Raw genomic sequence first — 15,105 nt, 5'->3', positions numbered from 1 at the left:
CTCTACATTACGCGCAAGAGCAGGGCGGGGCGTTGAGGGCAGACAAGGCGCCGGAGCGCCTCGGCGATCACATCTGCTTGAACAGGTGCAGGAAGCTGCGGCTGACCTCGAGCTTTTCCGGGCGGCCCTTGACCAGCACAAGGTGACGGCCGCGGATGTCGCGCGTCACGCCCTCGATCGCGTTCACGTTGACGAGCGTTGCGCGGTGGATCTGCCAGAACAGCGAAGGGTCGAGCTCTTCGGCCAGGTCGCGCACCGGCTTGCGGATCAGCGCCTCGAAGCTGCTCGTCTGCACGGCCGTGTATTTCTCGTCCGAACGGAAGAACAGGATGTCCTCGACCGGGATCATGCGCAAGTCCTGGCCGATGCTGGCCTGGATCCATTGCAGGTGCTTTTGCTTCGGCGCGGCGATCTTCTCGGCCAGCTGGCTCAGCATGGCCGACACGCTGTCGTTGACGCTGCCTGCGGCCTGCGGTTTTTCCAGGCGTTCCTTGAGGCGGTCGACCGTGATCTTCAGGCGATCCGGCTCGGTCGGCTTGAGCACGTAGTCGATCGCGCCGCGCTCGAAGGCTTCCACCGCGTACTGGTCGTAGGCGGTGACGAACACGATCTGGCTGGCGTCGCCGATCTCGCGCGCCGCTTCCATGCCGGTCTTGCCCGGCATGCGGATGTCGAGGAAGGTCAGGTCGGGCCTCAGTTCGCCGACCAGCTGCACGGCTTCTTCGCCATTCTTCGCTTCGCCGACGATCTGCAGTTCGGGCCAGGCTTCCTGCAGGCGCATGCGCAGCTGGTCGCGCATCAGTCTTTCGTCATCGGCAATAATCGCGGTAGGCATGGTGGGTCTCTTCTCAGGTTTATTATGCAATGATTATTCAATGAAACCGGGCGTCAGGCAAGCCGGGCGGCCGACTGGCGGTTTCAAGCTTGTTTCGACAACTGATAAGGCACTTCGATCGTCGCGATCACGCCGCTCGGGCTGTTGGCGCCGATGTGCAGGCGGGCGCTGTCGCCGTGCAGCAGCTTGAGACGGTCGCGGATCGTCTGCAGGCCCAGGCCGGTGCCGTCGCTCGGCACCACGCCGAAACCCACGCCGTCGTCGGTCACGGTCACGCGCAGCTTGCTGTCGGCCACCTCGGCCACGATCCGGAGGGTGCCGCCTTCGGGCTTGCATTCCAGGCCGTGCTTGATCGCGTTCTCGACCATCGATTGCAGCATCATCGGTGGGAAGGCCGCGCTGCGCAGGCCGTCCGGGATCTGCAGGTCGACCGTCAGGCGTTCTTCCATCCGCATCTTGAGCAGGGCCAGGTAGGCGCTGACCATGTCGACCTCGCGTCCGAGGCCGGTGAGCACGGCGTTGTCGCGCATCTGCGGCAGCACCGCGCGCAGGTACTGGATCAGGCTGCGCTGCATGGCCGAAGCGCGCGGCGGGTCGACCCGGATCAGGTGCTCGACCGAGGCCAGCGTGTTGAACAGGAAATGCGGTTCGACCTGGGCCTGCATCATCTGCATCTTGGTTTCCGACAGCTGGCGCTGCATGGCTTCGCGCTCGGCGGCGGCGTTGGCGACCTGGGCCACGGCATCGGCGCGCTTCTTGCCGCCCACCAGGGCCTTGGTGCCGAACAGGGCGAGCAGGAGCAGCAGCACGAAGTTCATGAACCAGGTCGAGGCCTGCTTGTGGTAGCGCGACACCTTCTGCTCGGCGGCGTCCTCGACCGCCGCTTCGATGGCGTTGGAAAGTTCTTCGCCGATCTGCGGCGGCAGCTCGATGTGGACCGAATCGTCGCCAGGGTGGATATTGACGCCGCCGGCGCCGATGGCGGGCGGCTTGGGCGGCAGCTGCGGACGGGGCGCCTCGGGCGCATCCGGGTCGGCCGGGTCCGCCGGCGCCGCCGGCTCGGCAGGGTCCGCCGGCTCGGCCGCGCCGCTGCGCGCACGGGTGCGCGGATTGAAGCGGATGCCGCTTTCGTCGATCAGGATGCTGGCTTCGCTGCGCCGCCCCGCCTCGCGCTCGGCGCGCGCGATTTCTTCCTGGGCCGGGCCGTTGAACAATTCTTCTTGCAGGATGCCGGCGGCGGTCAGGGTCAGGCAGGCGAACAGAAGGAATTTCCACCACGAGAGCTGGGTAACCCAGGTCGCCACCGCGTCGAAGGCCCGGTAGAGCCACGACAGGATGCCCGTCAAATACTGTTGTGTCGAACTGCGTGCTTGCATGGTCGTCAATCTTGTCTGCCCATCGCCGGGGTGGCCGCCGATGGAGCGTTGGAATGATGCAACTTTAACGCGCCGGGCGCGTCAGGGCCAGCCCCCTGCGACAGCCTGCAGGATTCGGGGAATGGACGGTGCGCATGCGCAGCAAATGATCGAACTCAACAGCTATTAATTAGAAACATTGCAAGGTAAGATGTTCCTCTCCGATGGCCGGGCCTTTTGGCTACGTTCTGGGACCAATCACAACCGACGATGAAAGGGTGTGCTAGATGTCCGCTATTCCCCACAAATTCCGCCTCGTGACCCGCAGCGACTTCGACGGTCTCGTGTGCGCCGTGCTGCTCAGGCATCTCGACCTGATCGACGACATCCTGTTCGTCCATCCCAAGGACATGCAGGACGGCAAAATCGTGATCACCGCCCGCGACATCACGACCAACCTGCCTTACGTCGCCGGCGCCCACCTGGTGTTCGACCACCACCTGTCGGAAACCATCCGCAATACCGGCCGCCGTGAGAACCACATCATCCACCCCGACGCGCCGTCGGCGGCGCGCGTGGTGTATGACCACTATGGCGGCGCGCGCACCTTCCCGGCCGCCTGGAACACCATGATGGCGGCGGTCGACAAGGGCGACTCGGCGCGCTTCACGCGCGAGGAGGTGCTCGATCCGCAAGGCTGGGACCTGCTGAACTTCCTGATGGATGCGCGCACCGGCCTCGGACGCTTCCACGATTTCCGCATCTCCAACTACCAGCTCATGATGGACCTGATCGGCCACTGCGCCACCCAGGACATCGAACAATTGATGGCGCTGCCGGACGTCGTCGAACGCAGCACCCTGTACCACGAGCACAGCGCGCGCTGCAAGGAACAGATCCGGCGCTGCGCCAGGGTCGAAGGCAACCTGGTGGTGCTCGACCTGCGGGGCGAATCCGTGATCTACGCCGGCAACCGCTTCATCATCTATGCGCTGTTCCCCGAGACGAACATCTCGATCCACGTGCTGTGGGGCGTGAAGCAGCAGAACACGGTGTTCGCCACCGGCAAGTCGATCCTCAACCGCAGCTCGAAGACGAATATCGGCGCGCTGATGCTGGAATACGGCGGGGGCGGGCACGAGAACGCCGGCACCTGCCAGGTGGACAATGAATTGGCCGAAGAGGTGCTGGGGGCGCTCATCAAGCGCATCACCAGCGAAGGCTGACGCCGCCGCGCGAAGTCACCGCTGCGCCAGCATCCGGCACGCGGCCTCGGCGGATAAGGGCTCGCTGAACCACTGGCCCTGCATCTGGTCGCAGCCATGGCTGCGCAGGAACTCCACCTGCGCCTCGGTCTCGACCGCTTCGCCGACCACCGTGATGTCGAGGTTGCGGCCGATGTCGATCAGGGCCTTGGCCAGCGAGCCGCCGCGGCCGTGGTCGGCGATATTGTGCACCGCCGCCTTCGACAGCTTGACCTGGCGCACCGACAGCTGCTGCAGGAAGTTCAGGTCGGAGATGCCGCGCCCGAACTGGTCGATCGACAGCATGGCGCCGACGTCGCGCAACTGGGCCGCCAGGTCGCGTCCGAGGCCCGGATTCCTGATCAGGTCGGCCTCGGGGATCTCGATCTCGAGGGCGCCGGGCGGCAGGCCGTAGCGCGACATGCGTTCGGCGATGCCGGCGATGAAGGTGGGCCGGCTGTATTCGCGGTGCGAGACGTTGACCGCCACCGGCAGCGCGGTATAGCCGGCATGGCGCAGCTCGCGCGCGAAGGCGCAGGCCCGGTCCAGCACCCGGTTGCCGATATCGACGATCAGTCCGCTTTCCTCGGCCTCGGCCAGGAACGCCGCCGGCAGCATCACCCCGTGTTCGGGATGGCGCCAGCGCAGCAGCGCCTCGAAGCCGCGCACCTTGCCGCTGCGCGCGTCCATGCGCGGCTGGAACAGCAGGAACAGTTCGTCGTCGTCGAGCGCGCTCTTCATATTGCCGGCCAGGATCGCGCGCGCTTCGCTGGCCGAGCGCATTTCGGTGGAATAGAAATGCACGCCGCCGCCATTGTTCTTGGCCCGGTACATGGCCATGTCGGCCGCCCGCACCAGGTCGGCCGAGGTGCGGCCGTCGTGCGGGAAGGCCGCCACGCCCAGGCTGGCGCCGACCGGGATCTCGCTGCCGCCGAAGGCCACCGGCATGGTCAGCGCACGGCGCACGCGCTCGACCATGCGCAAGGTGTAGCGCAGGCTGGGCTGGTCGACCAGCACCATCACGAACTCGTCGCCCGACAGGCGCGCCACCGTGTCGCTGTCGCGCACGGTGGCCTGCAGGCGCCGCGCCACCACCTTCAGCACCGCGTCGCCGGCGTCGTGGCCGAAGGTGTCGTTGATGGTCTTGAAGTTGTCGAGGTCGATCAGAACGGCCGCCACCAGCGTCTGGTGGCGCTGGGCCAGGTGCAGCGCGTGATCGAGCCGGTCCCATAGCAGCGTGCGGTTGGCCAGGCCCGTCAGGCTGTCGTGGTTGACCTCGTGTTCGAGGCGGTCGGCGCGCTGCTTGCTGGCGGTGACGTCGACCAGGATGCCGACGAAGTGGGTCACCTGGCCATTGTCGTCGTGCACCGGCGTGATGTTCAGGTCGTTCCAGAACAGTTCGCCGTTCTTGCGCAGGTTGCGCAGCACCACGTGGACCGAGCGCTGCTCGTGCAGCGCCTGGCGCATCCGGTTGCGCTCGTCCGCATCCAGCCCGGGCGCGGCCATGAAGCGCGGGTCGCGGCCGATGATCTCGTCGGCCGCGTAGCCGGTGATGCGTTCGAAGGCCGGGTTGACGTATTCGGTCGGATGGTCGGGGCCGCCGTTATGCGCGATGATCACGCCGTTGCTGGCAGCGCCCAGGGCCCGCTTGTACAGGTGCAGCTGACGCTCGTGCGCGCGGCGCTTGGAGATATCCATGCCCATGCCGAACAGGTATTGGCCGCCCTTGCAGTCGATGCGGGCGCCGCGCAGCAGGACGGGGGTTTCGCGTCCGCTGCGCGAGACGTAATCGACTTCCATCTCGAGTTCGACATTGTCGTCGAACATGCGACGGACCTTGTCGGCGAATGCGCCGCGGTCGCGCGGGCCGAGCATCTCGAACGCGTTGGCCGTCGCCAGTTCTTCCGGCATCATTTCACAGACGCGTTCGAGGTTGTGGTTCCACATCAGGATGCGGCCTTCGCGGTCCAGGATGTAGAAGGTGCCCGGCAACAGGTCGACCACGTCCTTCAGCGCGGTGGCGCCGAGGCGCTCGGCCTCGGACAGGGGAGCGCTTGCCGGAATCACGGTGACGCTGTAGCCGCGCGCCGCGCCGCTTGCATCGAGCTGGGCCGCGAGCGTGACGCTGGCCGCGCGCCCCGCCGGCAACGCGAGCCGGGCGGCGCCGGCCTCGAGCAGCTCGGGCCAGGGCGGCGCGCCCAGCAACTGCGCGGCGTCCCGGCCGAGGGCATCCGCCGCCGCCAGGCCGAACAGTGCGGCGCATTGGGGGTTCCAGGTGATGATCGTACCTGCGTCGTCGGCCAGGAAACTGGCCTGCTCGGAGGGGTCGAACGCTGACATGTCGGGCCGCCTTTCTCGCAACGGAGCGCGTGCCGCTGCGGCCCGCGCTTGCGTGAAGCCAGCTTACACCTGTTCCGAATTCACTTGGCAAGCGTTACGTGCCGTGCGCAACAGGGGCGGGCGCCAGGCGCCATGGATGCGTGTACACCACGTGGCGGCCGCCGCGCACGAAGCCGGCCAGAGTCAGTCCGGCGCGGTCCGCCAGCCGCACCGCCATCGCGGTCGGGGCCGAGATGGCGGCCAGCAAGCCAATGCCGGCGCGCGCCGCTTTCTGCACCATCTCGAAGCTGGCGCGGCTGGTGACGAGCGCAAAGCCGGCGCCGACATCGATGTCCGCGCGCGCCAGCGCCCCCACCAGTTTATCCAGGGCGTTGTGGCGGCCCACGTCTTCGCGCACCAGCAGCAGGCGGCCGTCGCGGTCGGCCCAGCCGGCCGCATGCATGGCGCCGGTGGCCTGGTGCAGGCGCTGCTGGCCGGACATGGCCGCCATGGCGCACTGCAGCACCTGCGGCGCGAACGGGCCGGTCGTCTGGCGGATGGCGCCGTCGCGCGGGTCGTGCGGCGCCATCTCGCGCTCGAACCAGGCCAGGCTGTCGATGCCGCACAGGCCGCAGCCGGTCTTGCCGAGCCGTGCGCGCCGCGTTGCCTTCAGGCGCGCCATGGCGCCGGGCGCGATGTCGATGGCCAGTGCGATGCCGTGCGGGCCGGCCTCGACCTCGACCGCACGCACGTCGCGCGGCGCGCGGACGATGCGTTCGGACAGCGAGAAGCCGACGGCGAAGTCTTCCAGGTCTTGCGGCGAGGCCAGCATCACGGCGTGGCTGATGCCGTTGTAGACCAGGGCCACCGGCACTTCCTCGGCCAGCAGCTCGCTGCGCTCGTCGATCACGCCGTCGTGCCAGCTTGCCGCCGGCACGCTGCTGGCCAGCGCGAACGCGGCATCGTCGGCCCCGGCAAAAGGCGCGCGCGCGTTCATGGCGCCGCCGCGGCGACGCTGCGTTCGAGCAGCACATCGATCGACTTGGCCGCCGGCACCTTGCTTTCCTTGGCGTGGTGCCACAGCGGAATCAAGGGGTTGCACTCCGGGTAGTAGCCGGCGATGCAGCCGGCCGGCACGTCGTAGGGGACGATCTGCAGGCCGTCGACGCGGCGCTCGACGCCGTCGTCGCTGCTGGTGCGCAGCGCCACCACGTCGCCTTGTCGCAAGCCATGGCGCGCCATGTCGGCCTCGCTCATGAACAGCACCATGCGGCTGCCGTGCACGCCGCGGAAGCGGTCGTCATTGCTGTAGATCGTGGTGTTGAACTGGCCATCGCTGCGGATCGTGAACAGGCGCAGCACACCCGCGCCGCCATCCATGTCGGGGTTGCCCGGTAGTTCGTCCGGCGTCGTGAACTCGGCCTTGCCGCTCGGGGTCTTCCAGATCCGTTCGGCGGCGGCGAGCGGCTTGCGGAAACCGCCCGGCGTCCACATGCGTTCATTGAAATCGTGGAAGATCTCGGGGAAGGTGACGCCCATGGCGTCGCGCACCTTGCCGTAGTCGGCCACCCAGGCATCCCAGTCGACGCGCGGGTTCGGATCGAGCGTGGCCTTGGCGATGCCGGCCACGATGGCGGGCTCGGACAGCAGGGTCGCCGCAACCGGCTCGGCCATGCCGCGCGAACCGTGCATGCACGAGGTGCTGTCCTCGACCGTCACCGCCTGCGCTCCAGAACGCTGGCGGTCGATCTCGATCCGTCCCAGGCAGGGCAGCAGGTAGGCGGCCTTGCCGTGGATGACGTGATTGCGATTGAGCTTGGTGGCGACCTGCACCGTCAGCGGCAGCGCGCGCCAGGCCGCTTCCATCAGGCGGGTTTCCGGCACCGCGCGCAGGAAGTTGCCGCCCAGGCCAATGAAGGCTTGCAGCTCGTGCTTGAGGATCGCTTCGCAGGCATCGACGGTGGTCAATCCCTCGTCGCGCGGCGGCTCGAAACCGTACTGCTCCTTGAGCTTGTCGAGCGGGGCGAGTTCGGGCTTCTCGGTGATGCCGACCGTACGCTGGCCCTGCACGTTGGAGTGGCCGCGCACCGGGCAGATGCCGGCCCCGGGCTTGCCGATATTGCCGCGCAAGAGCAGCAGGTTGACCAGCATGGTCACGTTCTGCACGCCGTTGCGGTGCTGGGTCAGGCCCATGCCGTACACGCCCATCGCGGCGCCGGCCTTGCAATACACTTCGGCCGCCCCTTCGAGCGCGGTGCGCGGCAAGCCCGCTTCGCGCTCGATCGCGTCCCAGCCGCAGGCGCGCACGGCGCGCTCGAATGCGTCGAAGCCGTGGGTGTGTTCCTGGATGAAGGCGACGTCGATCACGCGCTGCGCGCCGCTTTCCCGGGCAGCGTCGTCCAGCGCGAAGATGACCTTGCACATGCCCATGATGGCGGCCGTGTCGCCGCCCGGCCTGATCTGGTGGTACTGGGTGCTGATCACGGTCTCGTGCCCGGTGAGCATCTCGAGCGGCGATTGCGGGTTGGTGAAGCTCACCAGGCCGCGCTCGCGCAAGGGGTTGAAGGTAATGATCGGCACGTCGCGCCCGCGCGCTTCCTGCAGCTGGTGCAGCATGCGCGGGCTGTTCACGCCCACGTTCTGGCCGAAGAACAGGATGCAGTCGGTGTGCTTGAAATCGTTCAGCCCCACCGTGCCGACGCCGACCCCGATGGTCTTTTGCAGGCCGACCGAGGTGCTTTCGTGGCACATATTCGAGCTGTCCGGCAGGTTGTTGTTGCCGTACATGCGCGCCAGCAGCTGGTACATGTACGACGTTTCCAGCGAGGCGCGGCCAGAGGCATAGAACACCACCTGCTTGCGATCGCAGGCGCGCAAGTGGGCGCCAATCTCGGCGAACGCGACTTCCCACTCGACCGGGCGGTACTTGTCGCTGGCGGGATCGTAGCGCAGCGGCGCCGTCAGGCGGCCGTGGTCTTCCAGCGCGTGGTCGCTCCAGCCTTCCAGTTCGGTGAGCGTATGGCGGTCGAAGAAATCGGGTCCGATCACCTTGCTCGTGGTTTCCCAGGCGGTGGCCTTGGCGCCGCTGGAACAGAACTCGAAAGGATGCGGGTCGGCCGGCTTGGCCCAGGCGCAGCTGACGCAGGCATAGCCGTCCGGCTTGTTCTGCTTGAGCAGCAGGCGCGTGTCCTTCAGCACCACGTTCTGGCCGGTCAGGGCGTTCTTGACGTCGTCCACCGAGCCCCAGCCGCCGGCAGGCATGGTGGCGGATTCGACGCGGACGGTTTTCTGTTGATTGCTCATGGGCTCTCCCTGCTGGTGGAAGGGCTACCGTAGCCGCCACCGGAGCCGACTCTCGGTGCGTCCGCGCACGTTGACGCGCATCTTGAACAAATGGCGGGTCATTTCGAGGGCGACAAGCTTCAGGGTGGGTAACCGGAAGTGCGATTATAGCCAAATACCTATCGTTTCTATAAAGATAATTGATTTCATAAATAACACACTCATCTATAAGATAGCTATCTCGACTTGAACTTAAATAGGTTTTGACTATGAGCTATGCTTTACCTTCCGCCGGGCGCCTGGCCCTGTGCGCGCTGACCCTGACCGCCGGCGCCATGGCGCTGGCCCAGGGCGCCTATGCCCAGACCCTGACCAAGGATAATGGCGCTCCGGTTGGCGACAACCAGAACAGCCAGACCGCCGGTCCCGGCGGTCCGACCCTGCTGCAGGACGTGCACCTGATCCAGAAGCTGCAGCGCTTCGACCGCGAGCGCATTCCGGAACGCGTGGTGCACGCGACCGGCACCGGCGCCCACGGCAGCTTCGTCGTCACCGATGACTTGTCGGACCTGACCAAGGCCAAGATGTTCAAGCGCGATACCGTGACCCCGGTGTTCGTGCGCTTCTCGACCGTGATCCCGAGCCGCTCGGGCGCGGAAACCGTGCGCGACCCGCGCGGCTTCGCCACCAAGTTCTACACCCAGGAAGGCAACTGGGACCTGGTCGGCAATAACCTGCCGATCTTCTTCATCCGCGACGCGATCAAGTTCCCGGACATGATCCACGCGCTGAAGCCGGACCCGGTCACCAACGTGCAGGAGCCGGAGCGCGTGTTCGACTTCTTCTCGCACGTACCGGAAGCGACCGCCATGCTGACCCGCGTGTATTCGAACTACGGCACGCCGGCCAACTACCGCCAGATGGATGGCAGCAGCGTGCACGCCCTCAAGCTGGTCAATGCCAAGGGTGAATATGTGTACGCCAAGTTCGCGTGGAAATCGCGCCAGGGCGAGCGCAACCTGCGTCCGCAAGAGATCCCGCTGATCCAGGGCAAGAGCACCGCCCACGCCACGGTCGACCTGTACGAATCGATCAAGGCTGGCAAGTTCCCGCGTTGGGACCTGACCGTGCAGGTGCTCAAGCCGCAAGAGCTGGACAAGTTCGACTTCGACCCGCTGGATGCGACCAAGATCTGGCCCGGCATCCCGGAGCGCAAGGTCGGCACCATGACCCTGGACCGCGTGCCTGACAACTTCTTCGAAGCGACCGAGCAAGTCGCACTGGCGCCGGGCAACCTGGTGCCGGGCATCGAACCGTCGGAAGACCGCATGCTGCAAGGCCGCCTGTTCTCGTACATCGATACCCAGCACCACCGCCTGGGCGCGAACTTCCAGTCGCTGCCGATCAACAAGCCGCTGGTGCCGGTGCGTAATCACCAGCAAGATGGCCAGGGCAATATCGACGGTCGCAAGGGCAGCGTGAACTACCAGCCGAGCCGCCTGGCGCCGCTGGTCGAAGACCCGAATGCACGTTCGAGCAACCTGCCGCTGACCGGCACCACCCAGCAGCAGCGCATCGCCAAGACGCTGAACTTCCGCCAGGCCGGTGAGTTCTACCGCTCGCTGAGCAGCCAGGACAAGGACGACCTGATCGCCAACCTGTCGGGCGACCTGAAGCGCGTGCAGAACGTCGAGACCCGCGAGACCATGCTGGCGCACTTCTCGAAGGCCGATGCCGACTACGGCAAGCGCCTGGTGAAGGCGGTGGGCGCCGATCCGGCGAAGATCGCGGCGCGTGTCGCGGCGCTGAAAGAATAAGCGCGACCTACCCGCATCGCATTGCATCGTGATGGGCGGAAAGGCAATATCGAAGGTCCGCATACTGCAAAGGACCTTCGTGAGCACTTCCGCCCATCGCTTCATTCTTGCCTGCTCTCTGACGACGGCGCTGGCCGTCAGCCTGCCCGCCGCCGGCGCGCAGCGGCAGGAGACTTTCCAGTTCAACGGCTGGAGCCTCGACCGCGTCACGCTGCCCGCCGATGCAGGGCCTGCGGTCAGCTATTACCTGTCGAAACCCAAGGCGAAGGCGCCGCTGGTGCTGTTCGTGCAAGGGTCGGGCTGCACGCCGCCGTTCAGCGGGCTCGGCACGCAGGAACGCAGCGCTTCGATCCTGCCATGGGTGCCGCTGGCGCAAAGCGGCCGCTATGCAGTGATGTCGGTAGACAAGCCTTATCAGCCCGCGCAGCAGGACGGACAGGGCGGCAGCGCCAATGGCTGCGGCGACGTCTTCAACAAGCAGTTTTCTTACGATGCCTGGCTGGCCGCCTTGCGCGCGGCGCTGCGCCACGCCCTGGCGCGGCCCGAGATCGATGCCACGCGCGTCCTCGTGGTCGGGATTTCCGAGGGCGGCGTCATGGCGGCGGGACTGGCGCGCGCCGTGCCCGACGTGGGCGCGGTGGCGCTGGCTGGTGTTTCCGGCACCACGCAGCTGTTCGATGCCATCGCGCACATCCACCAGGGCGGCGGCAGCGATGAAGACAAGCTGCGCGAGCTGGCGTCGCTCGACGCCACGGTCAAGGACATCCAGGCCGATCCGGCCAGCGGCAGCAAGCAAGCCTGGGGCCATCCATACCGGCGCTGGAGCAGTTTCCTTGCTCAGTCGCCGGGTGACAACCTGCTGCAATCGAAGGCCCGGGTGTACATCGTGAGCGGGATGCGCGATGCCAGCGTGCCGATCCTGTCGACCGAAGTGATGTATGCGCAGTTGCGCGCGCAAGGCAGGGACGTGACGATACGGCGCCTGCCTGGCGCCAATCACGACCTGGTGACGGAAGGGGGCGGCGCCGAGCAGGTGATGGGGGAGTATGGCGCGATCATGCGCTGGTTCGACGCGAGCTGAACCAACGGAGGGCGAAAAAAAGCCACGACCCGGGTCGTGGCTTTCATGGGAAAGGCAGGGCGCTTACGCCGCCGCCACTTCCTGCTTCACCGGCAGCGCGATCTCGTTGTTCACGCTGAACTGGTAATCCTTGAACACGTGTTCCGCGCTCAGGATCTGGTAATTGCCGTCCGCCAGCAGGTGGGTGGTGTCCTTCAGGCGGTAGGTGTAGTGGCCGCAGGTCCAGCAATTGAAGTTGCGCATGTGCGTGCACAGGCAGGTCTTGTCCATCACGACCACTTTCTTCTGGTCGGGATGGGCCTGCACCTCGCGGTTGTACGAGTTGATGTAGGCGCAGTTGCCGGTGGCGTCCAGCAGGTAGCCGTAGGATTCGCAACCCGGGCGGATGCCGGAGCCGATCGCCGGGGTGTTCTTGAGCATGCGCATCGGATAGCCGGTCGGCGACACGCCGTTGACTTCGATGTCTTCTTCGCTGGCGCGGAAGTATTCCTGCTTGACGTTGTCCGGCAGGCCGCATTCGTGGGTGACGGTGAAGCGGGTCGCGACCTGCACGCCGCCGGCGCCTTTTTCCAGGAAGCCGGCCGCGTCCGAGCCCGTAAACACGCCGCCGGCCGCGATCACCGGGATGCCCAGCTGCTCGGCCTGCATGAAGGCGAGCACCTCGTCCATGATGGTGTGCAGGTCGTACTGCTTCCAGTCATCGATGCCGAAGCCCAGGTGGCCGCCGGCCAGCGGGCCTTCGACGATCACGAAGTCGGGCTTGCGGTCCAGGCGCGACACCTTCTTGAGGAACAGCTGCAGCGCGCGCACCGAGGACACGATGATGCCCAGGTGGGCGTCGCGGAAGCGCGGGTGGTCCTTGATCAGTTCGAACGAACCCAGGTGCAGGCCGGCCGACAGGGTGATGCCGTCGATGCCGGCGTCCAGCGCCGAGGCCAGGCGCACGCGCAGGGTTTCCTTCGGCGCGTTCATCGTCAGCTTTTCCATGCAGTTGACGTAGATAAGGCCATCGCCTTTCTTCGCTTCCATGGTCGCGCCGACGTGGCGACGGGTCGCCTCGGCCAGGTGATCCAGGTCGAACTGGACCACTGCCTTGTTCATATTGTTGATGTTGAACTTGTAGGTCTTGGTCTTGTCTTTAACGAAGGTGGTGTCGAACTTGCGGTCGGACACGTCCTGGGACATGGCGTCGGAGATATGACCGATACCACCGAGGCGGGCCGCTTCGAGGGCCAGCTCGGACGTCGAAATGTCCACACCCATTCCGCCGATCATGATGGGCACATATTCCTTGTTGCCCATACGTAGGCGGAAATCATCAACACGTTTCATTGCTATCCTTAGACTACCTAATCTGCCCGGGGTTGCGGCGACGCGCAACGTCGTGGAAAACGCGCGCGAATTTCGCACGGCGCCATTCTACTCCAAGCGGGGCAAGGCGCCGCAGAACATGTCCGCGCGCGCCTTGTCTCAAGCCGGTCATGCCGGCCACAAGCGACTCTGTGCTACGGCAATCAGTCGCGGAAATTATTGAAGGCCAGCGGCAGGTCTTGCACGTCCTTGCGCAGCATCGCCATCGCCGTTTGCAGGTCATCGCGCTTGGCGCCGGTGATGCGCACCGACTCGCCCTGGATGCTGGCCTGCACCTTCATCTTGCTTTCCTTGATCAGCTTGGTGATCTTCTTCGCGTCTTCGGTCTCGATGCCGTTGCGCACCTTGATCACCTGCTTGACCTTGTCGCCGCCGATCTTCTCGACCTTGCCTTCGTCCAGGAAGCGCACGTCGACCTTGCGTTTCGACATCTTGTTGATGAGCACGTCCTTGACCTGGCCGAGCTGGAAATCGGAATCGGCGAGCAGGGTCAGTTCGCGTTCTTTTTGTTCGACATTGGCCGAGCTGCCCTTGAAGTCGAAGCGGGTCGTGATTTCCTTGTTCGATTGCTCGACCGCGTTCTTGACTTCGACCATGTCTGCTTCGCAGACCACATCAAACGATGGCATGGAGTGTCCTTTTCGAATATTGCTTTAGATGAATCCCTCTATTTTAGCGGACAACGGCCCGGATCGCGACCGTTTTGCCAGGCTGGAAAGTCGGGAATGCATGAACCACTATAATGAAACGACATTTTCCATCCCGACCGTCATGCATCCAGACCTGCCCATCGTCCACGACCAGCCGCTCGCCGGCCTGAATACCTTCCGCATTCCCGCCTCGGCGCGCCGCTACCTGCGCGTCACCGGCGCCGAGCAATTGACTGCGGTGCGCGCCGATCCTGCGCTCGCCAGTCTGCCGCGCCTGGTGCTGGGCGGCGGCAGCAACCTGCTGTTCACCCAGGACTTCGACGGTCTGGTGCTGCACATGGCCGGCCAGGGGAGGGAGATCCTCGGCCAGCAGGGCGACAAGATCCTCGTGCGCGCCCAGGCCGGAGAAAACTGGCACGCCTTCGTCGGCTTCACGCTGGACCAGGGCCTGGGGGGCTTGGAAAACCTGTCGCTGATCCCCGGCACGGTCGGCGCCGCGCCCATCCAGAACGTGGGGGCGTATGGCGTCGAAACCAAGGATGTGTTCCACAGCCTGACCGCCTTCGACATGGCCAGCGGCGAGCTGCGCACCCTGGACGCCGCCGCTTGCCGCTTCGGCTACCGCGACAGCATCTTCAAGCACGCCATTGGCCGCGATCTCATCGTGCTGGACGTCACCTTCGCCCTGCCGGCGGCCTGGCAGCCAAACCTGCGCTATGCCGAACTGGCCAACGCGGTGCAGGAAGCGGCGCTGGCGGCGCCGACGCCGCGCGATATCGGCGCCATCGTGGAAGCGATCCGCCGCCGCAAGCTGCCCGATCCGCGCGAGATCGGCAATGCCGGCAGCTTCTTCAAGAACCCGGTGGTGTCGAACGAAGAATGCCGGCGCCTGCTGGAGACGTATCCGAACCTCGTCCACCACGCCCAGCCGGACGGCAGCGAAAAGCTGGCGGCGGGCTGGCTGATCGACCAGTGCGGCTGGAAGGGGAAGAACATCGGTCCGGCCGGTGTCTACCCCAAGCAGGCGCTGGTGCTGGTGAATCTGGGTGGCGCGCTGGGTGCCGACGTGGTGCGCCTGGCCCAGGCCATCCAGTCCGACGTGGCGGCCCGCTATGGCGTGGCGCTGGAACCCGAACCCGTATTCATTTGAG

Annotated in this window: 11 protein-coding genes; 4 read left to right on the top strand and 7 right to left on the bottom strand. The window is 65.8% G+C overall.

The annotated features are described in order from the left end of the window. Positions 1-67: 67 nt before the first annotated feature. Positions 68-835, bottom strand: a complete 768-nt coding sequence (locus tag LO55_RS24595; protein WP_005669330.1) for a LytR/AlgR family response regulator transcription factor — start codon at positions 833-835, stop codon at positions 68-70. A gap of 83 nt (positions 836-918) precedes the next feature. Beyond that, a complete protein-coding gene (locus tag LO55_RS24590; RefSeq protein WP_071363471.1) occupies positions 919-2,211 on the bottom strand; it encodes a sensor histidine kinase in 1,293 nt (430 codons plus the stop codon). Between the two features lie 266 nt (positions 2,212-2,477). On the opposite strand from LO55_RS24590, the gene LO55_RS24585 reads away from it, so the two are divergent. Beyond that, positions 2,478-3,416: an exopolyphosphatase gene (locus tag LO55_RS24585; RefSeq protein WP_071363470.1), complete on the top strand. Its 939-nt coding sequence runs from the start codon at positions 2,478-2,480 to the stop codon at positions 3,414-3,416. A gap of 15 nt (positions 3,417-3,431) precedes the next feature. Here the strand turns inward: LO55_RS24585 and LO55_RS24580 are convergent, their stop codons facing one another. The 3 genes from LO55_RS24580 to LO55_RS24570 form a co-directional block, all read right to left on the bottom strand. Then, positions 3,432-5,774: a sensor domain-containing protein gene (locus tag LO55_RS24580; RefSeq protein ID WP_071363469.1), complete on the bottom strand. Its 2,343-nt coding sequence runs from the start codon at positions 5,772-5,774 to the stop codon at positions 3,432-3,434. Between the two features lie 94 nt (positions 5,775-5,868). Beyond that, positions 5,869-6,750 (bottom strand): formate dehydrogenase accessory sulfurtransferase FdhD, encoded by an 882-nt coding sequence (gene fdhD, locus LO55_RS24575; RefSeq protein WP_071363468.1) that lies wholly within the window; start codon positions 6,748-6,750, stop codon positions 5,869-5,871. Next, positions 6,747-9,056: an FdhF/YdeP family oxidoreductase gene (locus LO55_RS24570; protein ID WP_071363467.1), complete on the bottom strand. Its 2,310-nt coding sequence runs from the start codon at positions 9,054-9,056 to the stop codon at positions 6,747-6,749. Before LO55_RS24570 ends, fdhD begins: the two co-directional genes overlap by 4 nt. Before the next feature lie 248 nt (positions 9,057-9,304). Between LO55_RS24570 and LO55_RS24565 the strand changes: the two genes are divergently transcribed. Then, positions 9,305-10,852, top strand: a complete 1,548-nt coding sequence (locus tag LO55_RS24565; RefSeq protein WP_071363466.1) for a catalase — start codon at positions 9,305-9,307, stop codon at positions 10,850-10,852. A 79-nt stretch (positions 10,853-10,931) separates the two neighbouring features. Further along, positions 10,932-11,933: an alpha/beta hydrolase family protein gene (locus LO55_RS24560; RefSeq protein WP_071363963.1), complete on the top strand. Its 1,002-nt coding sequence runs from the start codon at positions 10,932-10,934 to the stop codon at positions 11,931-11,933. 63 nt (positions 11,934-11,996) lie between these two features. Here LO55_RS24560 and LO55_RS24555 read toward each other — a convergent pair whose 3' ends face one another. Further along, positions 11,997-13,265, bottom strand: a complete 1,269-nt coding sequence (locus LO55_RS24555; RefSeq protein WP_071363465.1) for a nitronate monooxygenase — start codon at positions 13,263-13,265, stop codon at positions 11,997-11,999. 182 nt (positions 13,266-13,447) lie between these two features. After that, complete coding sequence (locus tag LO55_RS24550; protein ID WP_005669348.1) at positions 13,448-13,933, bottom strand: YajQ family cyclic di-GMP-binding protein; 486 nt, start codon at positions 13,931-13,933, stop codon at positions 13,448-13,450. 142 nt (positions 13,934-14,075) lie between these two features. Between LO55_RS24550 and murB the strand changes: the two genes are divergently transcribed. Further along, positions 14,076-15,104, top strand: coding sequence for a UDP-N-acetylmuramate dehydrogenase (gene murB / locus LO55_RS24545; RefSeq protein WP_071363962.1), 1,029 nt, complete (start codon positions 14,076-14,078; stop codon positions 15,102-15,104). Position 15,105: the final 1 nt, after the last annotated feature.

It is taken from the genome of Massilia timonae (assembly GCF_001866515.1).
Taxonomy (GTDB): Bacteria; Pseudomonadota; Gammaproteobacteria; order Burkholderiales; family Burkholderiaceae_D; genus Telluria; species Telluria timonae.
The sequence above is the reverse complement of the archived record's forward strand: the minus strand, read 5'-3'. Positions and strand labels throughout refer to the sequence as shown.